Origin of the sequence: Streptosporangium sp. NPDC023825 (assembly GCF_040639575.1) — a bacterium.
In the GTDB taxonomy this organism is placed as follows: domain Bacteria; phylum Actinomycetota; class Actinomycetes; order Streptosporangiales; family Streptosporangiaceae; genus Streptosporangium.
Window position 1 is genome coordinate 99,733 of sequence record NZ_JBFAAE010000024.1, and the last position, 26,604, is coordinate 126,336.

At 70.5% G+C, this 26,604-nt stretch carries 26 protein-coding genes and 1 pseudogene; 19 read left to right on the top strand and 8 right to left on the bottom strand.

What is annotated here, in order from left to right:
• Positions 1–247 precede the first annotated feature (247 nt).
• From AB0G15_RS21980 to AB0G15_RS21990, 3 genes are all read left to right on the top strand, one after another.
• Positions 248–1,117, top strand: coding sequence for an aminoglycoside phosphotransferase family protein (locus AB0G15_RS21980; RefSeq protein WP_362842589.1), 870 nt, complete (start codon positions 248–250; stop codon positions 1,115–1,117).
• Between the two features lie 207 nt (positions 1,118–1,324).
• Positions 1,325–1,813 carry a MarR family winged helix-turn-helix transcriptional regulator gene (locus AB0G15_RS21985; protein WP_362842592.1) on the top strand — a complete coding sequence of 163 codons (489 nt, stop codon included), beginning with the start codon at positions 1,325–1,327 and terminating at the stop codon, positions 1,811–1,813.
• 73 nt (positions 1,814–1,886) lie between these two features.
• On the top strand, positions 1,887–3,395 hold the full coding sequence (locus AB0G15_RS21990) for a DHA2 family efflux MFS transporter permease subunit (protein ID WP_362842595.1): 1,509 nt from the start codon (positions 1,887–1,889) through the stop codon (positions 3,393–3,395).
• Between the two features lie 31 nt (positions 3,396–3,426).
• On the opposite strand, the gene AB0G15_RS21995 is transcribed toward AB0G15_RS21990, so the two are convergent.
• The gene (locus AB0G15_RS21995; RefSeq protein WP_362842598.1) at positions 3,427–4,278 is read right to left on the bottom strand and encodes a DUF72 domain-containing protein; all 852 of its coding nucleotides are present in this window, start codon (positions 4,276–4,278) and stop codon (positions 3,427–3,429) included.
• 149 nt (positions 4,279–4,427) lie between these two features.
• Between AB0G15_RS21995 and AB0G15_RS22000 the strand changes: the two genes are divergently transcribed.
• Entirely contained in the window at positions 4,428–5,384 is a 957-nt protein-coding gene (locus AB0G15_RS22000; RefSeq protein ID WP_362842601.1) for a superoxide dismutase, read from the top strand.
• A gap of 181 nt (positions 5,385–5,565) precedes the next feature.
• On the opposite strand, the gene AB0G15_RS22005 is transcribed toward AB0G15_RS22000, so the two are convergent.
• The gene (locus AB0G15_RS22005; protein ID WP_362842603.1) at positions 5,566–6,126 is read right to left on the bottom strand and encodes a cysteine hydrolase family protein; all 561 of its coding nucleotides are present in this window, start codon (positions 6,124–6,126) and stop codon (positions 5,566–5,568) included.
• A 118-nt stretch (positions 6,127–6,244) separates the two neighbouring features.
• On the opposite strand from AB0G15_RS22005, the pseudogene AB0G15_RS22010 reads away from it, so the two are divergent.
• Positions 6,245–7,523, top strand: a pseudogene (locus AB0G15_RS22010) (RNA-guided endonuclease TnpB family protein).
• A 223-nt stretch (positions 7,524–7,746) separates the two neighbouring features.
• On the top strand, positions 7,747–8,244 hold the full coding sequence (locus tag AB0G15_RS22015; RefSeq protein ID WP_362842605.1) for a DUF1203 domain-containing protein: 498 nt from the start codon (positions 7,747–7,749) through the stop codon (positions 8,242–8,244).
• Between the two features lie 10 nt (positions 8,245–8,254).
• Here AB0G15_RS22015 and AB0G15_RS22020 read toward each other — a convergent pair whose 3' ends face one another.
• Positions 8,255–8,929, bottom strand: a complete 675-nt coding sequence (locus tag AB0G15_RS22020; RefSeq protein WP_362842608.1) for a response regulator transcription factor — start codon at positions 8,927–8,929, stop codon at positions 8,255–8,257.
• Positions 8,926–10,161, bottom strand: coding sequence for a HAMP domain-containing sensor histidine kinase (locus AB0G15_RS22025; protein ID WP_362842611.1), 1,236 nt, complete (start codon positions 10,159–10,161; stop codon positions 8,926–8,928). Before AB0G15_RS22025 ends, AB0G15_RS22020 begins: the two co-directional genes overlap by 4 nt.
• Positions 10,162–10,271: 110 nt before the next feature.
• Here AB0G15_RS22025 and AB0G15_RS22030 point away from each other — a divergent pair, with 110 nt between their 5' ends.
• Positions 10,272–11,843: a hypothetical protein gene (locus AB0G15_RS22030; protein ID WP_362842614.1), complete on the top strand. Its 1,572-nt coding sequence runs from the start codon at positions 10,272–10,274 to the stop codon at positions 11,841–11,843.
• 72 nt (positions 11,844–11,915) lie between these two features.
• On the opposite strand, the gene AB0G15_RS22035 is transcribed toward AB0G15_RS22030, so the two are convergent.
• A complete protein-coding gene (locus AB0G15_RS22035) occupies positions 11,916–13,163 on the bottom strand; it encodes an MFS transporter (protein WP_362842617.1) in 1,248 nt (415 codons plus the stop codon).
• A 210-nt stretch (positions 13,164–13,373) separates the two neighbouring features.
• On the opposite strand from AB0G15_RS22035, the gene AB0G15_RS22040 reads away from it, so the two are divergent.
• The 4 genes from AB0G15_RS22040 (at position 13,374) to AB0G15_RS22055 (ending at position 15,494) form a co-directional block, all read left to right on the top strand.
• Positions 13,374–13,577: a hypothetical protein gene (locus AB0G15_RS22040; protein WP_362842620.1), complete on the top strand. Its 204-nt coding sequence runs from the start codon at positions 13,374–13,376 to the stop codon at positions 13,575–13,577.
• 174 nt (positions 13,578–13,751) lie between these two features.
• Positions 13,752–14,498, top strand: a complete 747-nt coding sequence (locus AB0G15_RS22045) for a hypothetical protein (RefSeq protein WP_362842623.1) — start codon at positions 13,752–13,754, stop codon at positions 14,496–14,498.
• Between the two features lie 198 nt (positions 14,499–14,696).
• Entirely contained in the window at positions 14,697–15,101 is a 405-nt protein-coding gene (locus AB0G15_RS22050) for a VOC family protein (RefSeq protein ID WP_362842626.1), read from the top strand.
• 180 nt (positions 15,102–15,281) lie between these two features.
• A complete protein-coding gene (locus AB0G15_RS22055) occupies positions 15,282–15,494 on the top strand; it encodes a hypothetical protein (RefSeq protein ID WP_362842629.1) in 213 nt (70 codons plus the stop codon).
• Positions 15,495–15,681: 187 nt separating this feature from the next.
• Here AB0G15_RS22055 and AB0G15_RS22060 read toward each other — a convergent pair whose 3' ends face one another.
• The gene (locus tag AB0G15_RS22060; RefSeq protein WP_362842632.1) at positions 15,682–16,686 is read right to left on the bottom strand and encodes a LacI family DNA-binding transcriptional regulator; all 1,005 of its coding nucleotides are present in this window, start codon (positions 16,684–16,686) and stop codon (positions 15,682–15,684) included.
• Positions 16,687–16,936: 250 nt separating this feature from the next.
• Between AB0G15_RS22060 and AB0G15_RS22065 the strand changes: the two genes are divergently transcribed.
• The 7 genes from AB0G15_RS22065 to AB0G15_RS22095 all read left to right on the top strand — a co-directional run bounded on the left by AB0G15_RS22065 (position 16,937) and on the right by AB0G15_RS22095 (position 24,304).
• Positions 16,937–18,223, top strand: coding sequence for an ABC transporter substrate-binding protein (locus AB0G15_RS22065; protein WP_362842635.1), 1,287 nt, complete (start codon positions 16,937–16,939; stop codon positions 18,221–18,223).
• Between the two features lie 126 nt (positions 18,224–18,349).
• Positions 18,350–19,276 carry a sugar ABC transporter permease gene (locus AB0G15_RS22070; RefSeq protein ID WP_362842638.1) on the top strand — a complete coding sequence of 309 codons (927 nt, stop codon included), beginning with the start codon at positions 18,350–18,352 and terminating at the stop codon, positions 19,274–19,276.
• Between the two features lies 1 nt (position 19,277).
• Positions 19,278–20,156 (top strand): carbohydrate ABC transporter permease, encoded by an 879-nt coding sequence (locus AB0G15_RS22075; protein WP_362842641.1) that lies wholly within the window; start codon positions 19,278–19,280, stop codon positions 20,154–20,156.
• A complete protein-coding gene (locus tag AB0G15_RS22080; RefSeq protein WP_362842644.1) occupies positions 20,153–21,514 on the top strand; it encodes a GH1 family beta-glucosidase in 1,362 nt (453 codons plus the stop codon). The genes AB0G15_RS22075 and AB0G15_RS22080 overlap by 4 nt, the downstream gene beginning before the upstream one ends.
• Before the next feature lie 260 nt (positions 21,515–21,774).
• Entirely contained in the window at positions 21,775–22,359 is a 585-nt protein-coding gene (locus AB0G15_RS22085; protein ID WP_362842647.1) for a hypothetical protein, read from the top strand.
• A gap of 134 nt (positions 22,360–22,493) precedes the next feature.
• Complete coding sequence (locus AB0G15_RS22090; protein WP_362842650.1) at positions 22,494–23,624, top strand: histidine kinase; 1,131 nt, start codon at positions 22,494–22,496, stop codon at positions 23,622–23,624.
• Complete coding sequence (locus AB0G15_RS22095; RefSeq protein WP_362842653.1) at positions 23,621–24,304, top strand: response regulator transcription factor; 684 nt, start codon at positions 23,621–23,623, stop codon at positions 24,302–24,304. The genes AB0G15_RS22090 and AB0G15_RS22095 overlap by 4 nt, the downstream gene beginning before the upstream one ends.
• Positions 24,305–24,348: 44 nt before the next feature.
• Here AB0G15_RS22095 and AB0G15_RS22100 read toward each other — a convergent pair whose 3' ends face one another.
• Both AB0G15_RS22100 and AB0G15_RS22105 read right to left on the bottom strand, forming a co-directional pair.
• Entirely contained in the window at positions 24,349–25,119 is a 771-nt protein-coding gene (locus AB0G15_RS22100; RefSeq protein ID WP_362842656.1) for an SDR family oxidoreductase, read from the bottom strand.
• A complete protein-coding gene (locus AB0G15_RS22105; RefSeq protein WP_362842659.1) occupies positions 25,116–25,346 on the bottom strand; it encodes an MFS transporter in 231 nt (76 codons plus the stop codon). Before AB0G15_RS22105 ends, AB0G15_RS22100 begins: the two co-directional genes overlap by 4 nt.
• A gap of 227 nt (positions 25,347–25,573) precedes the next feature.
• Between AB0G15_RS22105 and AB0G15_RS22110 the strand changes: the two genes are divergently transcribed.
• The gene (locus tag AB0G15_RS22110) at positions 25,574–26,194 is read left to right on the top strand and encodes an XRE family transcriptional regulator (RefSeq protein ID WP_362842662.1); all 621 of its coding nucleotides are present in this window, start codon (positions 25,574–25,576) and stop codon (positions 26,192–26,194) included.
• Positions 26,195–26,604: the final 410 nt, after the last annotated feature.

Here is a 26,604-nt window from a genome sequence, read left to right on the forward strand (position 1 = left end):
ACCGGAGCACCGTGGCGGCCGGTTCCCGGGAGAAGGCGGCGCCGCCGGCGAACGCCGGGCGCGTGCGCGTTCCCGCCGGTATATGAGTTGACAGGCGCGTCCGGAAACCGGTCCGATGGACGTCGTCCGGCGTACGGCGGGGGGGCGGCCCTGTCCGACGGCCCCGTCGCGCCGCCCGTTTCACATGGTGGTCCCACTCCAGGTCAGGAAGGCGCTCATGCGTGCCGGCAGGATGCATGCGGATGAGATGGAGCACGATGTCCCTCTCGTGCGCCGGCTGGTCGCCGCGCAGTTCCCTCGGTGGGCGGACCTTCCCGTCGAGCCGTTCGACTCCTCCGGCACCGACAACGCCATCTACCGGCTCGGTGACGACATGGCCGTGCGCCTGCCCCGCAGGGCCGGTTCCGCGGCGCAGGTCGAGAAGGACCTGCGGTGGCTGCCGAGGCTCGCTCCGCTGCTGCCGGTGCCCGTTCCCGTCCCGCTCGGCGCGGGGAGGCCCGCCGAGGACTACCCGCTGCCCTGGTCGGTCTACCGCTGGCTCGACGGTGAGAGCCCGTCCGCCGGTCACCTGACCGAGCCGGGCCCGCTCGCGAGGGACCTGGCGGCGTTCGTCGACGCGTTCCGCCGGATCGATCTCCCGGACGGGCCGCCCGCCTACCGGGGCGGACCGCTGGCGAGGCTGGACGCTCCGACGCGCGTCGCGCTCGGCGAGCTGCGCGGGATGATCGACACCGACGCGGCGACCGCGGCGTGGGAGGCCGCCCTGAGGACTCCCGAGTGGCAGGGCCCGCCCGTCTGGGTCCACTCCGACCTGATGCCCGGAAACCTGCTGCTCGTCCGGGGACGGCTCGGCGCCGTCATCGACTTCGGCACCGCGGGCGTGGGAGACCCCGCCTGCGACCTGATCGTCGCGTGGAACCTCCTCCCGGCCGAGGTGCGCGACGACTTCCGCACGGCCCTCCAGGTCGACGACGCGACCTGGGCCCGCGGGCGCGGCCGGGCCCTGTCCATCGCGCTCATCGCGCTCCCGTACTACCGGGACACGAATCCGGTGTTCGCGGCGAACGCGCGGCACGTGATCCACGAAGTCCTCGCCGACCACGAGAACGTCGCCTGACGGGATCCGCGCACGGGCGCGCCAGGCCGTCCTCGCCATCGGCGTGCGGCCCCGGCGCCCGGCACCGCGGTCACGACGCGGCTCCGGCGAGCACGTTCACCCGGCCGGCCGGGTGAACGGCTGATCGGCCGGTCGACGGCCTGAACCCCGCCAAGTGCATCCGCTTGCAGATAATCCAGAACGGTACCGGTTGGCTATGGTAGGGCCATGACCGCCATGGCACCCGCCCGCACCGAGCCGGATCTGTCGTTCCTGCTGGACCACGTCGGCCATGTCCTGAGAACCCGGATGGCGGCGGCGCTCGCCGAGATCGGGCTGACGGCACGCATGCACTGCGTGCTGGTCCACGCCCTGGAGGAGGAGCGCACGCAGATCCAGCTCGCCGAGCTCGGCGACATGGACAAGACCACGATGGTGGTCACGGTCGACGCCCTGGAGAAGGCGGGGCTCGCCGAGCGCCGCCCGTCCAGCACGGACCGGCGCGCCCGGATCATCGCGGTCACCGAGAAGGGCGCGGAGGCCGCGCGGCAGAGCCAGGAGATCGTCGACGGCGTGCACCGGGCGGCGCTGGGCGCGCTGCCCGAAGACGAGGCCGAGGTGCTCGTACGGGCGATGAACCGCCTGGTGACGGGCCATCTGGCCACTCCCGTCGAGGCGCCGCAGGGGGTCAGGCGGGCGCGACAGCGCACAAAGTGAATCCATAGAGGATCGTCTACAACAAAACTATCTGCTACGGTCTCTTCTGTTCCCCTTCGAACAGGAGACGGCCATGTCGCAAACCGCACCCTCCCCCCGGCCCCCTCGCTCCTCCCGCCCACCCCGCACCGGCGCGTCCCCGTCGCGCCGGCTCGCGCTCACCGTGCTGTCCGCCGCGATGTTGATGACGATCCTGGACGGCAGCATCGTGACCGTGGCGATGCCTGCCATCCAGGCGGACCTGGGCTTCTCACCGGCCGGGCTCAGCTGGATCGTCAACGCCTACCTGATCGCCTTCGGCGGGCTGCTCCTGCTGGCCGGCCGGCTGGGCGACCTCATCGGCCGCAAGACCATGTTCCTGGCCGGGAACGTGGTCTTCACCGCCGCGTCGCTGCTGGCCGGGCTGGCCTCCGGGCCCGGCATGCTGATCACCGCCCGGTTCCTGCAGGGCGTCGGCAGCGCGATGGCCTCCGCGGTCGTGCTGGGCATCCTGGTGACGCTGTTCACCGAACCCGGGGAGCGCGCGAAGGCGATCGGCGTCTTCAGCTTCACCGGCGCCGCCGGAGCCTCCATCGGCCAGGTCCTGGGCGGGGTCCTCACCGACGCGCTCAGCTGGCACTGGATCTTCTTCATCAACCTGCCGATCGGGCTGGCCACGATCGCGCTGGCGGTCTGGGCACTGCCGGGCGAGCGCGGGATCGGATTCGCCGCCGGAGCCGACGTCATCGGCGCCGCGCTGGTCACCGGCGGGCTGATGCTGGGCATCTACACCGTGGTCAAGATCGAGGAGTACGGCTGGCTCGCGGCCCACACCCTCGGCCTCGGCGCGGTCTCGCTCGCCCTGCTGGCCGCGTTCGTCGTCCGCCAGGCGACCGCCAGGACCCCGCTGATGCCACTGCGGATCCTCCGGTCGCGCAACGTCTCGGGCGCCAACCTGGTCCAGATGCTGGCGCTGTCGGCCATGTTCGCCTTCCAGATCATCGTCGCGCTCTACATGCAGAAGGTCCTCGGGTACGGCGCGCTCGACACCGGCCTGGCGATGCTTCCCGCGGCGGTGTCCATCGGCGGCGTGTCCCTGTTCCTCTCCGCCCGGCTCAACACCCGCTTCGGCGAGCGCGCCGTCCTGCTGGCGGGCCTGGTGCTCCTGCTCGGGGCGATGGGCTGGCTCACCCGCGTACCGGTGAACGCGAACTACGTCACCGACCTGCTCCCGGTGATGCTGCTCATCGCGGGTGGCGGGCTGGTGCTCCCGGCCCTGACCGCGCTCGGCATGTCCGGCGCCAGGGCCGACGACGCGGGCCTGGCGTCCGGGTTGTTCAACACCACCCAGCAGATCGGCATGGCGGTCGGCGTCGCGGTGTTGTCCACGCTGGCCGCCCGGCGTACCGGGGAACTGCTGTCCGCGGGAGGGAGCGAGGCGGCCGCGCTGGCCGGCGGCTACCACCTCGCCTTCGGCGTCGCCGCCGCCCTGCTCCTGGCCGCCTTCACCGTCGCGCTCGTCGTGCTGCGGCAGCCCAGGCCGGACGCCACCGCCCGGGACGCGGCCCCCGTCACACCGGCGGCCGGGCCGGAGACCACCTGACCCCCGGTCACCACCACGGCGGGCCCGGCGGTCAGAAGAGGGTCAGCGGCTCGACGGGCACGGGCTCGGGGAGCGGCTCGACCCCGGGCAGCAGGGCTCGTACGTCGTCGTGGAAGCGACGGGCCAGCGCCGGCGCCTCGGCGTTGTCGGGGGTGTGGACGAACACGGTCGGCGAGCGGCCCTCGCGCAGCCACTCGGCGACCGTGCCGATCCAGTCCCGCCAGCCCTCGATCGTGCTCGCCGTGTCGTCCCGGCCGAGGTAGCGGACGATCGGGCGGTCGGTGAGAGCGACCGACCTGCGCGGCATGCGCGGCTTCTTCGACCACGCCTCTCGTTCGGCGTCGCTGGTCGGAGGGCTCCGGAAGAGAGTGGTGGTGTCGAAGGGCACCCACTCGGCACCGGCGCGGGCGAGAACCCCTTCGAGAAGCCGTACGGATCGCGCGTCGTCGAAGAACGCGCGATGGCGGACTTCGACGGCGTACCTGTGCGAGCGGGGGAGCCTGTGGAGAAAGCCGGCCAGGGTACCGAGGTCGGCCGGGGCGAATGATCCCGGCAGCTGGATCCAGAGGGTCTGGGCTCGCGGCCCGAGCGGTTCGATCGCCTCAAGGAACGATCGAACCTCCTCGTCGACGCCGGTGAGGCGCCCGTCGTGGGTGATCGTCCTGGGAAACTTGACCACCAGGCGGAAGTCGGGGCCGGTCTGCCGCGCCCACGACTCCACCGTGCCCCTCGCCGGTGTCGCGTAGAACGTCGTGTTGCCCTCCACCGCGTTGCACAAGGTCGCGTAGGACCTCAGGCGCTCCCCGGGAGGGAGCGGATGGGGCAGGAAACGTCCCTGCCATGACGTGAGAGACCACATCGCGCATCCCACATGAAGCCGCATGACCTCGACGCTATCCAACGACGGCAGGGACGTCGTCCGGGCGGGTGTGCTTTACGGGAGCACTACAGCCGGGCGTCATACGGTAGATCCATTACCCAAGCGGGCATTTGGGTAGACCATCACACTCGCGACAGATGGGATGTTCCTCAATGAAGGTGGCATTTCTCTTAGCAGGGCTTCTCACCGTGCTCATGGCGGCCCCGGCCACGGCGGCCGAGACCGGATCCGGGGCCGACGCGTCCACCCCCTCCGCCTCTTCCGAAAAACCGGCCTATCCCACCGAGTTCCCCCTCCCGGACGGTTTCCAGCCGGAAGGGATCGCCGTCGGCCCAGGAGAGGCCGCGTACTTCGGCTCGCGCGCGACCGGCGCGATCTACCGGGCCGACCTGCGCACGGGCAGGGGCCGGATCATCGATCCGGGTCCGGGCACCCCGTCGCTCGGCCTCAAGACCGACGCGCGCGGCAGGCTGTTCGTCGCCGGCGGCACGGGCGGCGACGCCCGCGTGATCGACACCCGCAGCGGCAAGGTGCTCGCGAGCTACCGGCTCGCCACCGGCGCCGCGTTCGTCAACGACGTCGTGCTCACCCGCGACGCGGCGTACTTCACCGACTCGACCAACCCCGTGCTGTACAAGCTGCCGTTCGGGCGCGGGGGAGCACTGCCGGACGAGGCGGTGAAGGTGCCGCTGAGCGGGGACATCGTCTACACGACCGGCATCAACGCCAACGGCATCGCCCAGACCCCCGACCGCGGGGCCCTGCTCGTCGTCCAGTCCAACACCGGCGGCCTGTTCCGGGTCGATCCCTCGACCGGCGTGGCCACCCTGGTGGACATCGGCGCGGAGTCCCTGGTCAACGGTGACGGCCTGCTGCTGGAGGGCCGCACCCTGCACGTCGTGCAGAACTTCCTGAACACCCTGACATCCCTCTCGCTGGACCACGGCGCCACCTCCGGGAAGGTGGTCCGTAAGCTCACCGACGGCCGCTTCGACGTCCCCACCACCGTCGCCTCCTTCCGCGACCGCCTCTATCTCCCCAACGGCCGCTTCACCACGACCCCCACCCCGACGACCCCGTACAACGTGGTGGCCGTCGAGCGTCACTGATCGTTCTCTCAGGCCGGCCACCGCCGGGCCTTTCGACGCGAAGCGGGGCGGGTGGGAGCGGGACGACGAGCCGTACCCGCTCCCACCCGCTCCCATCCGCGCACACGGCCCGCGGTGATCCACGCCCGGTGGCCCGGGCGCGGGGCCCGTCCCAGGGGATGCCGTCCGCGTCACACAGACCTCAGGACGGGCCGCCGAGGTCGACGTCCTTGGCCTCGGCCGTCCCGGCCGTCCGCCCCGGTGCCGTCTGGTAGGTCCAGTACAGGTTCGTGTGCGCGATGACCTGGTCCGGCGGCGGCGCCCCCCACTCCGTCTGGTCCTCCGTCGTGTGGGCGTCGCTGACGAGGGTCGCGTCGTACCCCCTCACGAACGCGCCGTGAAGCGTCGAGCGGACGCACTCGTCGGTCTGCGCGCCGACGACGACGAGCCGCCCGACGCCGAGGCCCGACAGCACGGTCTCGAGGGTGGTGTCCTCGAAGGAGTCGCTGTAGTGCTTCTCGACGAGCGGCTCGGCGTCGTCCGGAGCCAGCTCGGGGACGATCCGCCAGTCGTCGCTCCCCCTGGCGAGCCGCTCGTCCGAGTGCTGGACCCAGACGACGGGGACCCGCTCCCGCCGCGCCCTCTCGACAAGGCCGCCGATGTTCGCGACGACCACGTCGCGCCGGTGGGTCCCCTCGACGACACCGTTCTGCACGTCGACGACGAGGAGCGCGGTGTGCGGCCGGTTCTCGAGTGTGGTCATCGGATACCTCCAGCGTGGAGACCCCGGACTTTGGGCCGGAGAGGAAACGCGGCGCAGTGCCGCAGGTCTGGTATCGAACACACGTCCACAGTTAACTTCTTGTGGCAGAGTGTGATGCGTGGCGCAGATCGTGAAGCGGGCCTACAGGTTCCGCTTCCACCCGACGAACGAGCAGGCGGCGGAGCTGTCGCGTATGTTCGGCTGCGCCCGCCTCGTCTACAACAAGGCTCTTGAAGAGCGGACCCGCGCCTACGCGCTGGAAGGCCGGAAGGTCTCCTATGCGCAGTCGTCGGCCGCGCTGACAGCGTGGAAGAAGACCGACGACCTCGCGTTCTTGAACGAGGTGTCGTCGGTGCCGTTGCAGCAGGCGCTGCGGCACCTTCAGGCGGCGTTCGCGAACTTCTTCGCCAAACGCGCGAAGTACCCGACGTTCAAGTCCCGCAAGAAGTCCCGGGCAAGCGCCGAGTACACCCGCTCTGCGTTCACCTACCGAAACGGTCAGATCACGCTGGCGAAGATGGACGGCCCGCTGACCATCGTGTGGTCGCGCCCCCTGCCCGAGGACGCCCAGCCGTCCACGGTGACCGTGACCAAGGACGCGGCCGGGCGCTGGTTCGTGTCGATCCTGTGCGAGGACACCATCGCCCCGCTCCCCCCGACTCCGAACGTGGTCGGGGTGGACGCGGGCATCACGGCACTGGCGACGCTCTCCACCGGAGAGAAGATCGTAAACCCCCGGCACGAGCGGGCCGACCGGCGCAAGCTGGCCAAGGCTCAGCGCACCCTCGCCCGTAAGGAGAAAGGGTCGGCGAACCGGCACAAGGCCAAAGTCAAGGTGGCCCGGGTGCATGCCCGCATCAGTGATCGCCGCCGCGATCATCTGCACAAGGTCACCACTCGGCTCGTCCGTGAGAACCAAACGGTCGTGATCGAGGACCTCACCGTGCGCAACCTGGTGAAGAACCACAGCCTGGCCCGTGCTATCTCGGATGCCTCCTGGCGCCAGATGCGGTCCATGCTGGAGTACAAAGCAGCCTGGTACGGGCGGGAGCTGGTCGTCGTGGACCGCTGGTTTCCCTCCTCGAAGCTGTGCTCGGCGTGCGGCACCATCCAGCGGTCCATGCCGCTGGGCGTCCGCGATTGGGTGTGTGCCTGCGGCGCAGTCCATGACCGGGATGTGAACGCCGCGAAGAACATCCTCGCCGTCGGGCTGGCGGAGAGGTAAAACGCCTGTGGAGCTGGTGTAAGACCTCATGGAGAGTTCTCTCTCTGGCGGGCGACCGGCGATGAAGCAGGAACCCTTACGGGCGACCGTGGGAATCCCCCTCCTTCAAGGAGGGGGAGGAGGTCAAGGTCTTCCCTCGCTCGCGCCGGAATCCTGTGCCCGTCCACGGTAGGCGCACCCACCGACAGAAAATCCTCTCCCCTGACACCCGGGCACCCCCGCCCGGTGCCGAAGAGCCGCGGCGTTCCGAGGAGCCCGCCGTCACGATGGTCGCCGTGAGTGCTTCCGGCCGCCGCGGACCGGCATCCGGGGAGGCCGGGGAGGGCACCGTCCGGTCCACAACCAGGGCCGATTTCCGCCAGCGTGCCGGGGGCGGCGCGGACGAGCATGGATCCATGAGCACTCTCCGCGCATTCGCCATCGAGGCCGAGGTCGCCGCCGAGCTACGCGTCCGCGACGACGCCGGGCGTCCGCCCCGCATGGTCACCGACACCGAGGGGGGCTCCCCGCTGCGATGCTGCCTGCGCCGTAGCCTCCCGGGAGAGCGACTCGCCCTGCTCGCGTACGCGCCGCTGCGCCGGTGGGCGGCGCGGACCGGGGGCGACCCCGGCCCGTACGAGGAACTGGGCCCGGTGTTCGTGCACGCCGAGCCGTGCGAGGGGCCCGGCGGGACGGGCTTCCCCGTCGGCATGTGCGGTGAGCGGCGGGTCTTCCGCGCCTACGACGCCGGCGGCGACATCCTCGGCGGACGGCTGGTGGACGGGTACGTCAGCCGCGACGCCACCGCGGCGGAGGCCATCCTGGCGGAGCAGTTCGCGGACCCCGGCGTGGCGCTGGTGCACGTCCGGGCGGTGGAGTTCGGCTGTTTCCTGTTCGAGGTGCACCGCGCCTGACCCTCCCGCGCTACGCCTCGGCGGCGGGATCGGCGATGCGGTACCCCACCCCGGGTGTCGTCGTGATGATCGACGGGCTCCCCAGCTTGCGGCGCAGCCTCCCGATGGTCACGGTGACGGTGTTGGTGAACGGGTCGGCGTTCTCGTCCCAGACCTGCTCCAGGAGGTCCTCGGTGCTCAGGAAGCCGGGGCCGGCGCGCAGCAGGGCCTCGAGGAGCGCGAACTCCTTGACCGAGAGGTCGAGCGGCCGGCTGTCGCGGGTGGCCGTGCGGCGTACCGGGTCGAGCTCGATCCCGGCCGCGCGCAGTGTCCGCGCGCGGGCGAACGGCCGGCGCCGGGCCAGGGCGTGCAGGCGCAGCACCAACTCGGGAAAGTGGAAGGGCTTGGCGAGGTAGTCGTCGGCTCCCAGGGTGAGGCCGCTGACCCGGTCTCCCGGGGAGCCGGCCGCGGTCAGCATCAGGACCATCGCGCGGCCGTCCCGTTCGGTGATCATCTGGCAGAGGACGTCGCCGTGGATCCCTGGCACGTCGCGGTCGAGGACCACCACGTCGTACGCGTTGAGATCGAGCTTCGCCGCGGCGGCCAGGCCGTCGTGGGCGACGTCGACGGCCATGCCCTGATCCCGCAGCCCCTCGGCCAGGATCTCGGCGAGCGGGCGCGCGTCCTCCACCACCAGGATCCTCACGTGGCGGCGCCTTCCGGCGCGGGTTCCCGCGGCGAGAAGACCGTGACGCGTGAACCGCCTTCCGGTGCGGGCGCCGGGGGCAGCGAGACGGTGACGCGCAGCCCCCCTTCCGGCCGGGCGTGCAGGGCCAGGTCACCGTCGTGCGCGCCGACGACGGCCGCGACGATCGACAGCCCGAGGCCGGCGCCGGTCTCGGAGCCGGTCCGGTCGGCGGCGAGCCGCCGGAAGGGCTCAGTGAGCCGGGCGACCTGCTCCGGATCGAGAACCGGCCCGTCCGTCTCCACGACCAGCCGCGCCCCGTCGTTCCCGGTACCGGTCGCGAGCCGGATCGAGCCACCGCGCCGGTTGTGTACGACCGCGTTGTCGATCACGTTGTTCACCATGCGGGACAACAGGGGCGGGCTGCCCCGGGTCCACGCGGCGTCCTGGACGTGTGCCTCGACGGTCAGGTCCCTCTCCGCGATGTCCGCCGCGCGGGCGGCCAGCGATTCGGACACCAGGGTGCCGAGCGCGACCGGGACGCGGCCGTGGAGCTCGCCGTGCTGTGCGCGGGCGAGGTCGAGGAAGCCCTCCAGAAGGCTGTCGACCCGGTTGAGTTCGGTGCGCAGCCGGTCGGCGAGCGCCAGCGTCTGCGCCGGCACCGGGACCGGCTTGGCCACGGCCACGTCCAGCGACGCCCTCATGGTCGTCAGCGGTGTCCGCAGCTCGTGGGAGGCGTTGGCGACGAACCGGCGCTGGGCGGCGAAGGACGCCTCCAGGCGTTCCAGCAGCCCGTCGATGGTGTCAGCGAGGTCCTTGACCTCGTCGGCGGGGCCCGGCACGGCCAGCCGTTCGTGCAGGTTCTCGGCCGAGATCCGCCGTGTCGCCGCGGTGATCGTCCGCAGGGGGCGCAGCACCCGGCCGGCCACGGCCCTGCCCAGCAGGAACGAGATCCCCGCCATCACGACCAGCGCGATCACCGAGCCCACCAGGAGCCGGTGCGACTGGACCGCCTGGAGGTCCGAGATCTGCGCTTCGAGCTGGTGGACGCGCTCCTGGGCGCGGTCGAGGCCGGGTCGCGGGACGGGAGGGGTCTGGCCGGGTACCGGCTGGGTCACGCTGCTCGCGCCGGCCAGCAGGTTGGTGAGGGCCAGCAGCCCCGAGCCGGAGAGGAGGAACAGGACGGCGTACAGAATGGTGAAACGCTGCCGTACCGTCCGCGTCGGTGGTGCGGAGCCTCGCGGCTTGCTCATCGGTCCTCTCCCGTTCGCGTGCGGACCTCCAGGATGGGGTACCTGGCCTAACAGCGACGTGACAGGGGTGGTTCGGGCCGTGTTAGGGCCGGATCCGTAGAACCGGCCACATGCGAGAAACCCACGGAACAACCACCGAGCCGTCCTTGACCGCCCATGTGCGCCAGGAGTGGGTGAGGTTCCGCACCCGGGGCCGGATGGTCGCCGTCGCGGCCACGATCCTCGTCATCCTCCTGCTCGGACTGCTCCACGCGATCACCCTCGGCAGCGGCACCCACTGCGGCGAGGGCCCGGTGGAGGTCCCCTGCCCCACCGATCCGGCCGGGCCGCACGGCCGGCCGGTGAGCGACACGTTCTACTTCGTGCACCGGCCCCTGGGCGAGAACGGCAGCATCACCGTCCGCGTGACGTCCATGACCGGCGTCATCACCTATCCGCCGCCCGGCCACGACGAGATCGTCCCCGGCCTCGTGCCCTGGGCGAAGGCCGGAATCATCATCAAGGACGGCGTCGCGCAGGGTTCCCCCTACGCGGCGCTGATGCTCACGGGCGCGCACGGCGTGCGGATGCAGCACGACTACGTCCACGACACGGCCGGCCGCGCGGGCGGCGTCTCGGCGGGGAGACCGCGCTGGCTGCGCCTGACCCGCTCCGGCGACACCGTCACCGGCCACGAGTCGGCCGACGGCACGCGATGGGCGAAGGTCGGCACCGCCCGTCTCGCCGCGCTGCCCGGGACGGTACGGGTCGGGCTCTTCGTCACGTCCCCGGGTGACCTGACGCTCAGACCGGTCGCCCTGGGCGCGGGCCTCCCGGAGTCGCGCTTCACCCAGGCCACCGCCACCTTCGACCACGTCAGCGTGGAGGGCGGCGCGCCCGGCGGCGCGTGGAGCCACGGCAGCGTGGGCGAGATGGGACACACCGACTGGGAGAAGCACCACCGGGCGGCCGGGCTCGTCGAGTCGGACGGCGCGTTCACCGTCACCGGAACCGGCGACATCGGGCCGAGCGGCCCACAGGGCGGCCACCCCGTGGAGAGCGGCCTCGTCGGCCTCGTCATCGGCCTGATCATCGTGCTCGTGGTGGCCGTGCGATTCGCGACCACCGGGTACCGGCCGGGCGTGACCGGCGGCGCGCCACTCACCGGCCGGACGCTGGCGGCGAAGGCCCTCGTGATCGGCGCGGTCACCTTCCCTGCCGGGCTGCTCTCCGCGGCGGTCGTGGTGGCGGCCGGCCCGAGCGTCCTGCGGGCCAACGGCCTCGGTGTCATTCCGGCATCGGCCCTCACGGGGCTGCGGGTCGCCGCCGGTGTCGCGGCTCTGCTCGCGATCGCCGCCGTCTTCGCGCTCGCTCTCGGCGCGCTGTTGCGGCGAACCTGGGCGGCGGTCCTCGTCGCGGTCTCGGCGGTCGTCCTCCCGTACCTCCTGGCGGTTCTGCCGCTCCTGCCCGACGACACGGCCAGGTGGCTGCTGCGCCTCACACCCGCCGCCGGTTTCGCCGTCCAGCAGAGCATCCACGAGTATCCGCAGGTGGTCGCCCATTACGCTCCGTCGGCGGGCTACCACCCCCTCTCCTGGTGGGCCGGGCTCGCCGTGCTCTGCGGCTACACCACGGCCGCCCTCACCCTGGCCGGTCTCCGGTCGCGCCGGAGTGTCCCGGCGGCACAACCGCGCTGGAGGTAGCGACCTGCCGCCTCCGGGCGCGGGCCGGGGTTCGCGGAGGGGGACGGCCGCGGATCCCGGCCCGGCGCCGGGTCAGGCCGGAGTCATCCGGGCGACGATCCTCCGCCAGAGAGCGAGCTGCAGCAGGGCGAGGAGCACGGCGGAGGGCATCAGCGTCCAGATCCCGGCGCTCTGCCCGACGGCGCCGGTCAGCCAGGGAAGCGCCGCGCCGCCGATGACCGACACCCCGTTCATGACGCCGATGGCCGTCGGCACCAGCCGGGTCGTGGTCAGATCGGGCACCACCGCCATGGCCGTCGGGAAGATGGGCCCGAGGAAGAAGCCGAGCAGGAAGAAACCGGCGGTGGCCACGACCGCCCCCGGCGCCGCCCAGGTGAGTACCGCGCTCGCCGTCACGCCGGCCAGGCAGGCGTAGGTCATGCCGGCCGCGGTCAGTCCCATCCGGGTGGCGAGCGGACTGATCAGGAACCGGCCCAGGGTCAGCCCGAGCCAGTAACCGCTGGAGATGTACCCGGCGGTCAGGCCGGTCTGAGCGTGCTCCTCCACCAGGAAGGTGAACCCCCAGTTGCCCACGCTGATCTCCAGGCCGACGTACACGGCGAGGAACACCGAGGCCAGCACCACGGCGGGCGAGCGCATGACGGCGGTCAGCAGACCGCTCCGTTCCGGTCCTGAGTCCTCGGGGACCGTTGGAAGCACCGGAGCCTCGGGATACGGAGGCCCCGCCATCACGGAGGGCTCGGCCGCGCCGTCACCCGCGGGGGCGCGCCTGGGACAGGCCATCAGGAAGCCGGCCACCAGCGGCAGGCACGCCACCGCCAGTACCAGCCACACGGCCGTCCACGGCAGGAAGGTCAGCATCCAGGCGGCCGTCAACGGGCCGAGCAGCGCGCCGACCCCGAAGAACGCGTGCAGGCGGTTGAGCAGCGTCGTGGCCGAGGGCAACTCCGCGAGGTAGGCGTTGAGCACCGACTCCAGCACGCCGGTGCCGTAGCCGACCACCAGTTGCACCGCCACGAAGGCCACGAACGGCGGGCGGGCGGCCATGTACAGCGTGGCCATCACGTACAGGCCACCGCCGACGGCGAGGGCCAGGCGCGTGCCGAGGCGCTCGAGCAGCGGGCCCGTGGCGGATCCGGCGAGCATGAACCCGGCGGAGGAGGCGAAGAAGGTGATGCCGATCGTCGTCATGTCGACGCCGTAGTCGCCGATCAGCGCGGGCAGCAGCACTCCGCCCACCCCGGCGTTCAACCCGGCCAGTACGAAGGTCGCGTACGCCAGGATGATCGGCGCCCGGCGCGGGTTGCCGATGACGGGCACATGCTCTCCAGCGCGGTCGTTCGATGCGGACGGCTTCGGAACCGTCCGGCGACGGCCGTTCGCGTTGAAGCCCGGAGCACAACGCGATCATGGTAACCCGGTGTCGCCGCGCAGGCCAGATCCCAAAAAATACTGAAAAGCACCGTGCCCATCGTCTGCTCACCGGCCTCCACACGGGCGCCGTGGACTTCACGGTGGCCGTCGCGGACCGTGATCCGACAGCGGATACGGTGGCCGGTCACGGAGTGGACGCCCAGGAAGATGCGGCACGGCCTCGTCTGGCTGCTCCCTGACTCCGGCGTCCCCAGCGAGTACGTCTCTCGCCTGGTCGGCCACGCCAACACCGCGGTCACCGAGACAGTCCACCGTCTTCAGATCCAGCCCGTCATGCAGGAGGGCGCGGCAGTTCCCTGAGTCGACCTGGCCTTGGTTCACCGGGTGGTTTCTGCCGGTCACTGATTTCTGATGCGTGAAGTTACGACGGCTTGCGAGCCAAAGCGATTCTGGCGGCCGGTCCGTTGCCCTGCGCGTACCGGATGGTCACGGCATACCGCAGAACATGAGAACGTCACCTACTAAGATCAAATCATGTTCACGGTGGATCGACGCCGGCACGTGCGGGCGCAACTGCTGGAGCGAGCTCGTGAGGACAAGCGGATCGTCGGTGCCGCGATCACCGGCTCCGCCGCACGAGACGCCGAGGACCGCTGGTCCGATGTCGACCTCTTCTTCGGAGTGGCGGACGGCATCGCGGTAGAGGAGGCACTGAGCGACTGGAGCGCCTTCGTGTACCGCGAGTTCGGCGCGGTACACCACTTCGACCTTCGCGCCGGCTCCGCGATCTATCGCGCCTTCCTTCTTGGGGAACTGCTCGAGATCGATCTGGGGTTCACCCCTGCTGCCGCGTTCGGTCCGCTCGGCACCGGAGGCTTTCGAGTCGTCTTTGGCGACGCGGTGGAGCGGCGACCCGAATCCGTAGATCCTGGACACCTGATCGGTCTTGCTTGGCACCATGTTCTCCACGCCCGGATTTCCGTCGAGCGCGGAGCTCTGTGGCAGGCGGAATACTGGATCAGCGGCGTCCGCGACCACACTCTGGCCCTTGCCTGTCTTCGGCTGGGCCACCCCGTGGCTTACGCCAAGGGCGCCGACCAGCTGCCTCCTGACGTCACCGTGCCCGTCCAAGAAGCGCTCGTACGTACCCTCGACGCCGGCGAACTCTCCCGCGCCCTTGGAGCAGCGACTCGAGCGCTTCTACGCGAGCTGCGCGCGGCCCATTCCGAGATCGCTGAAACCTTGGAGAAGCCGTTGCTCGACCTGGCCGGCGTCTCATAGGGATCCGCAGCGGCGAGCCCCGGCGAGCGAAGACCGGAAACGCCGCGCCGGCGGGTGGATCGCGACGACCGGGTACCCGGCAGCCGGTCGACCACCAGGCCCTTGCCGGTCTCGAGGGTGAACCGAGGACTCAGCGGTCCGCTCCGTAGCCCCTTGTCCTGTTACGGTGTCGAAAGGCGGATCTGGGAGCATTGCGAGATGGCGGACCCGCACATACACATCAAAGACATCGTCATCGACTGTGCCGACCCCGAACGCCTGGCCACGTTCTGGGGAGCGCTTCTCGGAAGGCCGATCGTGGCGCGTATGGGCCCGTACGTCTGGCTCGAACGTGAGAACGGCCTGGGAATGGGTTTCCAGAAGTCCGGCGAGCCGAAGGCCGGCAAGAACCGGGTTCACTTCGACCTCGCGTCGGCGGACCCGCCGGCGGAGCAGCGGCGAGTCGAGTCGCTGGGCGGACGACGGCCGGCGGGATACGAGGAGGGAGGTTTTCTCGTCATGGCCGACCCCGAGGGAAACGAGTTCTGCATCATCCCCGAGGGCCCGTTCGAGCTTGACGACGAGGGGCGTGCCGACTACCTGGACGACCCCGATCCGGTCTGAGCGCACCGGTCGCCTCACGCGTTCCAGACGTGCGGAGAACCGTTCGCGGCCCTCGTCATAAGCGCGCTCCGAGCATTCAGACAGAACCGCGACGCATCATAAGGCGCAGGAAGCGTGGACATCGAATGGCTGATCGGAAATGCTTGCCACCCTGGTCTGCAGAACGGATAGGGGTTCGGGATGACGGAAGTTCTCGTCGTGCTCGTGGGCTGGGCGATTCCTGCTGCGGTGTTTTTCTTCGTCGTTTACTGGGTGGTGCGGTTGGCGATCCGGCATGAACGTCGAAGAGTGCCGACGTTACATGAGCGTGTGACGGCTGAACGTGCGGCTCAACGGCTGGAATGGGCGAAACGTGAGGCTCGGTGGCGGGATGCGGAGCGCGACGAATTGTAGTGCCGCCTCGAACCGCGTGAGCAGGTCGTGGGCCACCCAGTGAGTGGTCGCCCTAACTTCCTCCAGCAGGCCCGCCGCGCCGAGCGTGAGCGAGCCCACGCACACCGAGGTGGTCCACGTGGTGGTCGGGTGCGCCGCTTCAGCCACGGTGAAGAGCCGCGGACCTTGCAGGGCACGCGGGCCGGGTCTATCCGGTGGAGCCGCGGACGACCAGCCGGGTGGGCAGGATCCGCGGGAGAGGGGTGACGTCTTCGTTGATCATCTTGATGACCGCCGCGGCCGCCGCCGTGCCGAAGCCCGCCTTGTCCTGGGCCAGCGTCGTCAGCCCCGGCGGCACCAGCGCGGCCAGCTCGATGTCGTCGAACCCGACCAGCGCGATGTCCTCGGGCACCTTCAACCCCGCCTCGGTCACGGCCCGCAGCGCGCCGATCGCCATCTCGTCGCCCGCGGCGAACACCGCGTCGGGCGGCTCCTCCAGCTCCAGCAGGGCGCGCATCGCGGCGTGACCGCTCGACAGGTAGAAGTCACCCTCGACGACCAGCTCCGGCCGGTGCGCCAGGCCGAGCGCGGCCAGCTCCTCCAGGTAGCCGCGCAGCCGCTCCGCGCCCGGTCTGGTGCGGGCCGGACCGGTGATGGTCGCGATGGTCCTGCGTCCGGTCGCGTGCAGGTGGCGGACCGCCTCGCGCGCCCCGCCCACGTTGTCGGAGGTCACGTAGGTGGTCCGCGGCCCCTGGACGGGCCGGTCGAGGGAGACGCAGGGCACCTCCGACGCCGCCAGCGGCTGGAGCGAGGGGTCGGCCCTGCCGTTGTCTATGAAGACCACGCCGTCGAGGTTGTGCCTGCGCACGGCGCGGAGAAAGCTGTCGGGCGTGCCGTCCTCGCTGGTGGCGAGCATGAGCAGGTGGTAACCGCGCTCGCTCAGCGCGGTCTTCAGCCCGATGAGGATCTCCTGGAAGAACGGGTGCCGCCAGCCGGGGCGGCGGTGGTCGGTGTCCCAGATCAGGCCGACCATGTGGGACCTCTTGGTGGCCAGGGTGCGGGCCGACTCGTTGGGCAGGTATCCGATGCGTGCCGCGGTGCTGAGAATCAGCTCGCGGGTCTGGGCGTTCACCACCTCGGGGTTGTTGAACACGCGGGAGACAGTCGCCGACGACACCCCGCAAAGGCGCGCCAGCTCTCGAATCGTTGCCACGGGCGTACGTTATCGCATCTCGCTGAAACCGGTTTCATGTAACCGGTTGCATGGAAGCTATGTGAGAGCTCGCACCGTGTCAACCCACCATCGTGGATTTCCGGCGCGTGACGTTTCTGTGACTTGACAGGGGGTGCAGGTGATCTGTGGAATGTCCCACTAACAGGCCGATGCCGCACCGTTGCCGCGGGGCTCGGCCTTCTCATCGCATCTCGCAGTCACCCTTTCTCTCCCTTCGAAGGAGTCCCAGGTGTCTGCTGGACGAATCCGTCTCGCCGCTGGAGTGCTGGCCGCCGGCATGCTCGCCGCCGGTTGCGGCGGCGGCTCACCCTCCGCCTCCACCGGCTCCGCGCCGGCCGACGGCAAGATCACCCTGACCCTCAACCTGTTCGGGAACATGGGCTTCAAGGAGCTCTACGCCAAGTACGAGGCCGCCCACCCCAACATCAAGATCGTCGAGAGGACGTCGGCGTACAACGACCACCACCGCAACCTCGCGGCGCACCTGGCCACCCGCAGCGGCACCGCCGACATCGAGGCGATCGACACCGGCTTCGTCGCCCAGTTCAGGAACCAGCCCCAGCACTTCGCCGACCTGCGCCAGCACGGCGCCGACCAGCTCAAGGACCGCTGGCTGCCGTGGAAGTGGGAGGCGTCGCTGGCCAAGTCCGGGGCCCAGATCGGCTACGGCACCGACGTCGGCGGCCTGGCCATGTGCTACCGCCGCGACCTGTTCAAGAAGGCCGGGCTGCCCACCGACCGCGACGAGGTCGCCAAGCTCTGGCCCGACTGGGCGTCCTACTTCGAGACCGGCAAGCGCTACACCGCCAAGAAGCCCGAAGGCGCCGCGTTCTTCGACGGCGGCCCCCAGGTGTTCAACGCGATGATCGGCCAGGCCGAGACCGGCTACTACGACACCCAGGACAACGTCGTGGTCGCCACCAACCCGGCCATCCGCGCCGCCTACGACGAGGTGCTCAAGGCCGTGGCCGACGGCCAGTCGGCCAAGCTCGTCGGCAGCTCGCCCGCCTGGAACACCGGCTTCGCCAAGAGCCAGTTCGCCACCATCGCCTGCCCCGCCTGGATGCTCGCCAAGATCCAGGACCAGGGCAAGGCCTTCGCCGGGCAGTGGGACGTAACCGCCATCCCCGGCGGCGGCGGCAACTGGGGCGGCTCCTACCTGACCGTCCCCGCCCAGAGCAAGCACCTGAAGGAGGCCGTGGAGCTGATCACCTGGCTGACGGCGCCCGAACAGCAGATCGAGGTGTTCACCAAGCACGGCATCCTGCCCTCCACCGTCGCCACCTACGACAAGCCCGAGGTGACCGGGCTCAAGCACGAGTTCTTCAACGACGCGCCGATCGGGCAGATCTTCACCACCGCCGCCCGCAACCTCAAGCCGCAGTACCAGGGTCCGAGGGCCGGCGACATCCAGACCGCCATCCGCGACTCGATCAACCGCGTGGAGGAGGGCAAGCAGGACGGCGCCGAGGCGTGGACGCAGATGCTCGGGGACGTCGAGCGCATCAGCAAGTGACGCGCATCGATCCGTGAGAGCCGGGCGACGGCGGGCGGTCAGGGCCCGCCGTCGGCCCCTTTTTCCCGAGGAGCCGACCGTGACCTCCGTCAGATCCGTCGCGCCCCTTCCCCCGAGGAGCCGACCATGACCTCCGCCAGAACAGGGCCCCGGCGCCGCTGGGCCTACCAGCTCGACGTCAAGGGCTCGCCGTACCTTTACATCGCCCCGTTCTTCCTGCTGTTCGGCGTGGTGGGCATGTTCCCGCTGCTGTACACCGCCTACGTCTCCCTCACCGACTGGAACCTGCTGGACCCGGCCCGCGAGTGGGTGGGGCTGGCCAACTACGCCGAGTTGCTGGCCGACGACTACTTCTGGAACGCGCTGTTCAACACCGTCAGCATCTGGCTGTTGTCCACCGTGCCGCAGCTGCTGGCCGCGCTGTTCATCGCGCACATGCTCAACCGCAGGCTGCGCGCCCGCACGCTGTTCCGGATGGGCGTGCTGCTGCCCAACGTGACCTCGATCGTCGCGGTGACGATCATCTTCGCCCAGCTCTTCGGCCGCGACTTCGGCATGGTCAACTGGGCCCTCGGCCTGGTGGGCCTGGATCCGATCGACTGGCAGGCCGGCACGCTCTCCTCGCACGTCGCGATCTCGCTGATCGTCATCTGGCGGTGGACCGGCTACAACGCCCTCATCTACCTGGCCGCCATGCAGACCATCCCCGAGGACCTGTACGAGGCGGCCCGGCTGGACGGCGCGAGCCAGTTCACCCAGTTCCGGAAGATCACCGTGCCGATGCTCCGCCCCACGATCATCTTCACCGCCGTCGTGTCCACCATCGGCGGCTTCCAGATCATCGCCGAGCCGCTGCTGTTCCAGGCCGGCACCGGCAACCCGACCGGCGGCTCGGACCGCCAGTTCCAGACCGTCGGCCTCTACCTCTACGAGCAGGGCTTCAGCATGTACGAGTTCGGCTACGCCTCGGCGATCGCCTGGACGCTCTGCATGATCATCGTGGTCATGGCGCTCGTCAACTTCGCCATCACGCGCAGGATCAGGAGCAGCTGACATGGCAACCGCCACCGCCGTCCGACGCGGCCTGAACCGCCGGACCGTCCGGCGCGGCCTGAATCCCCTGGGGGCGGGGTTCTGGACCTATGCCGCGCTCGTCGCCGTGCTGCTGGGCTCGCTGTTCCCCATCTACTGGTCGCTGATCGTGGCCTCCCACGACAACGACGCCATCGCCAGCGTCCCGCCGGTCCTCACCCCCGGCGGCCACCTGTTCGAGAACATCGCCCGGGTCTTCGACACCACCGCGTTCGGCCAGGCGATGCTCAACTCCTTCCTCGTGTCCGGCTCGGTCACCGTCTCGGTCGTGCTGTTCTCCACGCTGGCCGGCTTCGCCTTCGCCAAGCTGCGCTTCCGCGGGCGCAACGTGCTGCTCGTCGTGGCCATCGCCACCACCACCGTGCCGCAGCAGCTCGGCATCATCCCGCTGTACATCCTCATGGCGGAGCTCGGCTGGACCGGCAGGCTCGAGGCGGTGATCGTGCCCGGCCTGGTCACCGCGTTCGGCGTGTTCCTCATGACCCAGTACCTCTCCAGCGCCATCCCCGACGAGCTGCTGGAGGCCGGTCGCATCGACGGGTGCAGCACGCTGCGGCTGTTCTGGCACGTCGTGCTGCCCGCCGCCCGGCCGGCCGCCGCCGTGCTCGGCCTGTTCACCTTCATGCAGGCCTGGAACGACTTCTTCTGGCCGCTGGTCGTCCTCACGCCGGAGAACCCGACCGTCCAGGTCGCGCTCTCCAGCCTGGCCAGCGGCTACACCACCGACTACGCACTCGTGCTCACCGGCACCGTGCTCGCGATCGTGCCGATCGTGGCGGTCTTCGCCGCGCTGGGCCGTCAGATCATTGGGGGAATCATGTCAGGAGCGATCAAGGGATGACCCAGGAACACACCGCCTTTCCCGCCGGGTTCGTGTGGGGGACGGCCACCGCCGCCTACCAGATCGAGGGCGCCGTGGACGCCGACGGGCGCGGACCCTCGATCTGGGACACGTTCTGCCGCGTCCCCGGCGCGGTGGCCAGGGGCGAGAGCGGCGAGCACGCCTGTGACCACTACCACCGCTGGCGGGAGGACGTGGAGCTGATGGACCAGCTCGGCGCGGGCGCCTACCGCTTCTCGCTGGCCTGGCCCAGGATCGTGCCCGACGGCGACGGCCGGGTGAACCGGCGCGGCCTCGACTTCTACCGGCGGCTCGCCGACACCCTGCGCGAGCGCGGCATCGAGCCCTACGTCACCCTCTACCACTGGGACCTGCCCCAGGCGATGGAGGACCGCGGCGGCTGGCGCGACCGTGACACCGCCGAGCGTTTCGCCGACTACGCCGAGATCGCGTACGAGGCGCTGGGCGACACGGTGTCGCACTGGATCACGCTGAACGAGCCGTACTGCTCGTCCATCGTCGGCTACGCCGAAGGCCGCCACGCACCCGGCGCACGCGAGGGTCACGGAGCGCTCGCCGCCGCCCACCACCTGCTGCTGGGCCACGGCCTCGCGGCGGCCAGGCTGCGGGCGCGGGCGCGGGAGGGGCAGCAGGTCGGCATCACGCTCAACATGTCGCCCACGGTGCCCGCGACCGGTTCGGCGGCCGACGCCGACGCGGCGCGCAAGATGGACCTGCTGGTCAACCGGCAGTTCACCGACCCGCTGCTGCTCGGCGCCTACGCGTCCGACATGGAGGAGACCTTCGGCGCCCTCAGCGACTTCTCCTTCCGCCGCGAGGGCGACCTGGAGGTCATCGGCGCTCCGCTGGACTTCCTGGGCGTCAACTACTACTACCGCATCCACGCCGCCGCGGCGCCGTACGAGCAGGCGGACCCCGCGCTGCGCTCCGCCTTCGACCTCGGGGTGCGCAGCGTCACCCCGGACGGCGCGGCGACCAGCGGGCTGGGCTGGCCGATGGAGCCGCAGGGGCTCCACCAGACCCTCCTCGGCCTGACCCGGCGCTACCCCGCGCTGCCGCCGATCCTCATCACCGAGAACGGCTACGGCGACGACGGGACCCTCGACGACACCGGTCGCGTCGACTTCCTGCGCGACCACCTGGCCGCCATCCGCACCGCGATGAACGACGGGGTGGACGTGCGCGGCTACTTCTGCTGGTCGCTGCTGGACAACTTCGAGTGGGCCCGCGGGTACGCCGCCCGGTTCGGGCTCGTCCACGTCGATTACGAGACCCAGGCCCGCACGGAGAAGGCGAGCTTCCACTGGCTGCGCGAGTTCATCGGGAAGCAGGGGTGAGGAGCTCGGGCACGCGATGACGTGCCGGCGCTGTCCCCGTGCTCCGCCGCTGTACAGTGCTGCGCCTCCACCCGGTTACTCGGTGGCAGGCGCCCCCGGACGGTTCCCGGGACATGCCCGCGGTGGCCCCGATGTCGCCGACACGGGGGAGAGGCGCTCCCTCCAGAGAGGGAGCGCCGGGATCGCTCTCCTCGGCGATTACTTCCGGGCCGGAGAAATCCAGGATTGGGGCGTAAGCAAACCACTGAGGAGCCTCCCGGATGAACCCCCGCATCGCATTCGTCGCAGCCCCCCTGCTCGTCATGGCCTACGGAGTGATCCGGATCCTCGACGGACTCGACGGCAGCCGAGGCCCCGGCCTCGCCTGGACCACCGGCCACCTCGCCTTCCTCGCGGCCCTGGCCATGTTCGTCTCCACCTTCCTGCAGATGCGCCGGATGGCGGGACGGAACACCCTCTCCAATGTCAGCGCCACGGTCGGGATCATCGGCACCCTGGCGCTTTCCGCGCAGTTCGTCATCGACATCGTGGTCGGTTTCCTGTCCGCCGACCGTGCCGGTATGGGCGTCCTCTTCGACCGGATCCAGGCCGTCCCCGGTGTCTCCGTCGCCGTCTACGACGGCGGTCCGTTCCTCTTCTACATCGGCCAGCTCGCGCTCGTCGTCCAGCTCGCCGCCGCCCGCCGCGTCAAGGTCTGGACGCCCTTCCTGGTCCTGCTCGACCTCCTCCTGCCGTTCGTCGACAAGGACCTCATCCCGCTCGGGGCCGTCTTCCTGCTCGTCTCCTTCGTTCCTCTCGCCGGCCAGGTCTCCCGTACCGCCAAGCCCGTCCCCGCCGTCGTGTGACAGGACGCCAACCGGCGGGCCATCCGGTCCGTCGTTTCGCGTTCCCCGTTCCCGCTGTGCCGGAAGGCCGGAAAGAGGAGGCAGGATTGGACGCTGTGCCCGCCTTGTCATTTTTTGTCCGAGCTCGCAGCCGGTTGAGGTCTCTTCCGCCTCCCTGGCTGGACACAGCGCTCGCCGTGCTGGTGATGGGCGTGCAGTTGTGGCCGTTCCTCTCCCGCGAGAACCCGTACGCCGTGCCATGGCACTGGTGGGGATACGCGGTCGTGGTCGCCGCCGCCGTGCCGCTGGTGTGGCGACGGCGGGCGCCGGTGGTCGCGCTGGTATGCACCCTCGTCGCGACCTCCCTCTACGACCTCGCGGACGAGGTCCCCTCACAGCCGATCTGGTACGGCGGGCTCATCGCCATGTACACGGTCGCCGTCCACTCCTCGCGCCTGCCCCGCATGATCATGTTCGTCTTCTCGGTCGGCGGGGGTCTGCTCCTGGTCGGCTCCCCGGAGACCGCGCTGCGCGGCGTCGTGCTGTTCGTCGCCGCGTACGCGATCGGCCGGGCCTCCGCCGCCTCCCGCGCATACGCCGCCGCCCTGGAGGAGCAGGCCTCCCGGCTGAGGTACGAGCGCCAGGCCGAGCTCGAGCGGGCCGCCGAGCGCGAGCGGGCCCGGATCGCCCGCGACATGCACGACATCCTCGCCCACGCCGTCAGCCTCATGGTGGTACAGGCCGAGGCCGGTCCCGTGGTGGTCAGAAGCAACCCGGCCCGCGCCGAGGCCGCCTTCGACGCGATCGCCTCCGCGGGACGCGATGCCATGGTCCAGCTTCGCCGTATGCTGACCGCGCTCAAGGAGGACACGGGTTCGCGCGCGCCGCGACCGACCATCGACGACCTGGCCGAGCTGGCCGGCCAGGTCTCCGACGCCGGGCTCGACGTGATCTACTCCACCTCGGGTGAGTCCAGGCCGCTGCTTCCCGACATCGAGGTCGCCGCCTACCGGGTGGCCCAGGAAGCCCTCACCAACGTCGTCAAGCACGCGGGCGCGACCCGTGCCGACATTCGGCTCCTCTGGCAGGATGACACACTCATGATCACCATTACCGACGACGGCCGTGGCGCCGAGCAGTCCTTCCCCACCGGCGGAAACGGGCTCATCGGCATCCGCGAGCGCGCCGCCGCCTTCGGCGGCTCCGCCACCATGGGCCCTCGCCCGGACGGGCCGGGTTTCCAGGTACTCGTACGGTTGCCGCTGGCACAGGCGGTGGCGGCATGACCCTGAGAGTCGTGGTGGCCGACGACCAGGAACTGGTGCGCGCCGGGTTCGGCATGATCCTCGACGCCCAGCCCGACATCGAGGTCGTCGCCGAGGCGAACGACGGTGCCGAGGCCGTCGCGGCGGTCCGTGAGCACCGGCCGGACGTGCTCCTCCTCGACATCCGCATGCCCACGATGAACGGCATCGAGGCAGCCAGGATCGTGTGCGCCGAGACCGACTGCCGGGTGCTCATGCTGACCACGTTCGACCTGGACGACTACGTCTACGACGCGCTGCGAGCGGGCGCGAGCGGGTTCCTGCTCAAGGACGTCCGCCGCGACGACCTCGTCCACGCGGTGCGGGTGGTCGCGGCCGGGGAGTCACTGCTCGCGCCTTCCGTCACGAGGAAGCTGATCGCCGAGTTCACCTCCAGAACGGTCACCCGCCCTGTCACCCCGCCCGCCGGGCGGCTCTCCGTACTCACGGTCCGCGAGCAGGAGACACTTCAGATGATCGCGCGCGGGCTGTCCAACGCGGAGATCGCCGAAGCCATGGTGCTCAGCGAGCACACGGTGAAGACACACGTCAGCAACGTGCTCACCAAACTCGGGCTGCGCGATCGGGTACAGGCGGTGGTCGCCGCCTACGAGACCGGTCTCGCGGTCCCCGGCGGAGCGGTCCCCGGCGGATCGGTGTGAACGCCGACGACCCACCACACCGCTCCGGCCCGAACAGCCCGGTATCAGCCGAGGGCGGGCATTCCGCCCATGGCGCTGAGAGTGGTGCCGTTGACGTAGCCGGCTGCCCGGGAGGCGAGGAAGGCGACGGCTCCGGCGATCTCCTCGGGGTCCGCTAGGCGTTGCAGCGCGACGGCCTTTCCGGCGGCCTCCAAGGCGTCGCCGAAGGCGGCGGTGCCTTCGGTGCGGGTGGGGCCGGCCGCGACGGCGTTGACGCGGACGCCCGCCGGGCCGAATTCCGCGGCCCAGACACGGGTGAGGGATTCCAGGGCGGCCTTGGTGGCGCCGTAGACGCCGGTGCCCAGGCCCGGCGTGGCGGCGGCGCCGCTGCTGATGTTGATGATCGCGCCGTGCCCACGCCGGACCATGGCGGGCGCCAGGGCTTGGACGAGAAGGTAGGGGGCGCGCAGGTTGACGTCGACGTGTGCGTCGAAGGTCGCCCGGTCGGTGTCGGCGGTGCGGGCGAAGTGGAAGACGCCCGCGTTGTTGACGAGGATGTCGACGTCTCCGGCGCGTTCGGCCAGGGCCGTCACCTCGGCGGGGTCGGACAGGTCGGCGGGTTCGAAGCGGGCGGAGCCGCCCAGCGCTTCGATGCGCTGGAGGGTGTGGGCGGCCCGCTCGCGGTCGCGGCCGTGGACGATGACGTGGGCGCCGCGTTCGGCCAGAGCCAGGGCACTGGCGCGGCCGATTCCGGCGGTGGCTCCGGTGACCAGTGCCGTCTGGTCGGCGAGGTCCTTGCTCACGGTGATCCTTTGGTCGGCGAGGTCCTTGTTCACGGTGATCCTTCTTTCGTGCTCTCGGTGATGTTCACCCGCCGCGGGCCGATCAGCGAGCCGACCTTCCCGCTCAGCGGGACCAGCCCGCCGAAGGACAGCGCGTACGCGGTCACGACCCACGACAGACCCGCACTGGAAAAGCCCAGATCGCGGCCGATGTCAGGCAGCGCCACGTTCACGATCGAGGTGTCGACGACCAGCATCGGCCGCGTCAGTACCAAGATCATGACCGCTACCGTCGTCGGCCCGCGCGGCACGGCCGCCGTCGGGCGGGCCACCTGCCCTCCTGCCTGCTTGCCGGGCCCGTCCACGGGCGCGGTAGGCGTGCTGCCTCCGGTCATCCGGCGCCCTCCTGTCCTGCGGGAAGGGGCCCCTCCGTCGGGACGCCTGCGACCAGGATCAGGGCAGCACGGCGAGACGGCAAAAATCCTTGCCACGGTGGCAAACTGGAGGCATGGACGAGAGCACAGCAGCGACAATGGCGGCCGTCGGTCCCCGGCTGAGGGCCCTGCGCACCCACCGCGACCTCACGCTGACCCAGCTCTCCGAGACGACCGGCATCTCCATCAGCACGCTCTCGCGCCTGGAATCAGGACAGCGCCGCCCCACCCTCGAGCTGCTGCTGCCGCTCGCACGGGAGCTGCGTGTGGCCATCGATGAGCTGATCGGCGCACCCCACACCGGAGACCCGCGGTTGCACCTCAAGGCAGTCACCCGTAACGGCATGACGCTCCTGCCGCTGACCAGGCGCGCCGGAAACCTGCAAGCCTACAAATTGATCATCTCTCCCCGGACACGGTCGCCCCAGCCCGAACAGTCCAGCCACGAGGGCTACGAGTGGCTCTACGTCCTTGACGGGCGTCTGCGCCTGGTCCTGGGCGACAACGACCTGACCATGGGGCCGGGCGAGGCCGCCGAATTCGACACCCGCACACCGCACTGGTTCGGCAACGCCGACGAACACCCCGTCGAGATCCTGACCCTCTTCGGCCACCAAGGAGAGCGCGCCCACCTGCGCGCCCACCCCGCACCGGTCCAGCGTCACCAGGAATCCCCCGCCGACGACCGCTTCTGAACCCTGCGGCGAGAGCTCTGGACCCTGCGGTGAGAGCGAGGCCCGTTGCCGAGGTGCCGACGGCGAACGGCCCGCTCCTCAGACGGCTGAGGGGCGGGCGTGAACGGTGGTGGAGCCCGGGAGATCCGAACTCCTGACATCCCGGTCCGATCCCGGGCCGTACGGGCCGCGAGCTGGGCGGAGGGCTTCCCCCGAGTGCCGATCCGGCCGGTGCGCGGGTAGGGCGCTCGCGCGAAGGACTGCCGTGGAGGTTCTCCTTCCCGTGAGCCGCACCATGAGCTCGGAGGGCCTTTCGAGATCTTGCCACCGCGGACGGTGGCGACGCCGGCCGGCTCAGCCGGAGGCGACGGGGCGGTAGCCCCTGACGTAGTCGACCGTGAACCGCTTGGGATAGGCGTGCCCAGGCCTCG

Bases quoted from the DNA above. Each gene is read 5' to 3' on its own strand.
- AB0G15_RS22045 (WP_362842623.1), top strand. From the start codon at position 13,752: ATGTTCACGGTGGATCGACGCCGGCACGTGCGGGCGCAACTGCTGGAG.
- AB0G15_RS22110 (WP_362842662.1), top strand. From the start codon at position 25,574: ATGGACGAGAGCACAGCAGCGACAATGGCGGCCGTCGGTCCCCGGCTG.
- AB0G15_RS22055 (WP_362842629.1), top strand. From the start codon at position 15,282: ATGACGGAAGTTCTCGTCGTGCTCGTGGGCTGGGCGATTCCTGCTGCG.
- AB0G15_RS22030 (WP_362842614.1), top strand. From the start codon at position 10,272: ATGCGAGAAACCCACGGAACAACCACCGAGCCGTCCTTGACCGCCCAT.
- AB0G15_RS22085 (WP_362842647.1), top strand. From the start codon at position 21,775: ATGAACCCCCGCATCGCATTCGTCGCAGCCCCCCTGCTCGTCATGGCC.
- AB0G15_RS21985 (WP_362842592.1), top strand. From the start codon at position 1,325: ATGACCGCCATGGCACCCGCCCGCACCGAGCCGGATCTGTCGTTCCTG.
- AB0G15_RS22075 (WP_362842641.1), top strand. From the start codon at position 19,278: ATGGCAACCGCCACCGCCGTCCGACGCGGCCTGAACCGCCGGACCGTC.
- AB0G15_RS22015 (WP_362842605.1), top strand. From the start codon at position 7,747: ATGAGCACTCTCCGCGCATTCGCCATCGAGGCCGAGGTCGCCGCCGAG.
- AB0G15_RS22080 (WP_362842644.1), top strand. From the start codon at position 20,153: ATGACCCAGGAACACACCGCCTTTCCCGCCGGGTTCGTGTGGGGGACG.
- AB0G15_RS22000 (WP_362842601.1), top strand. From the start codon at position 4,428: ATGAAGGTGGCATTTCTCTTAGCAGGGCTTCTCACCGTGCTCATGGCG.
- AB0G15_RS21980 (WP_362842589.1), top strand. From the start codon at position 248: ATGGAGCACGATGTCCCTCTCGTGCGCCGGCTGGTCGCCGCGCAGTTC.
- AB0G15_RS22025 (WP_362842611.1), bottom strand. From the start codon at position 10,161: ATGAGCAAGCCGCGAGGCTCCGCACCACCGACGCGGACGGTACGGCAG.
- AB0G15_RS22050 (WP_362842626.1), top strand. From the start codon at position 14,697: ATGGCGGACCCGCACATACACATCAAAGACATCGTCATCGACTGTGCC.
- AB0G15_RS22005 (WP_362842603.1), bottom strand. From the start codon at position 6,126: ATGACCACACTCGAGAACCGGCCGCACACCGCGCTCCTCGTCGTCGAC.
- AB0G15_RS22070 (WP_362842638.1), top strand. From the start codon at position 18,350: ATGACCTCCGCCAGAACAGGGCCCCGGCGCCGCTGGGCCTACCAGCTC.
- AB0G15_RS21995 (WP_362842598.1), bottom strand. From the start codon at position 4,278: ATGCGGCTTCATGTGGGATGCGCGATGTGGTCTCTCACGTCATGGCAG.
- AB0G15_RS21990 (WP_362842595.1), top strand. From the start codon at position 1,887: ATGTCGCAAACCGCACCCTCCCCCCGGCCCCCTCGCTCCTCCCGCCCA.
- AB0G15_RS22095 (WP_362842653.1), top strand. From the start codon at position 23,621: ATGACCCTGAGAGTCGTGGTGGCCGACGACCAGGAACTGGTGCGCGCC.
- AB0G15_RS22105 (WP_362842659.1), bottom strand. From the start codon at position 25,346: ATGATCTTGGTACTGACGCGGCCGATGCTGGTCGTCGACACCTCGATC.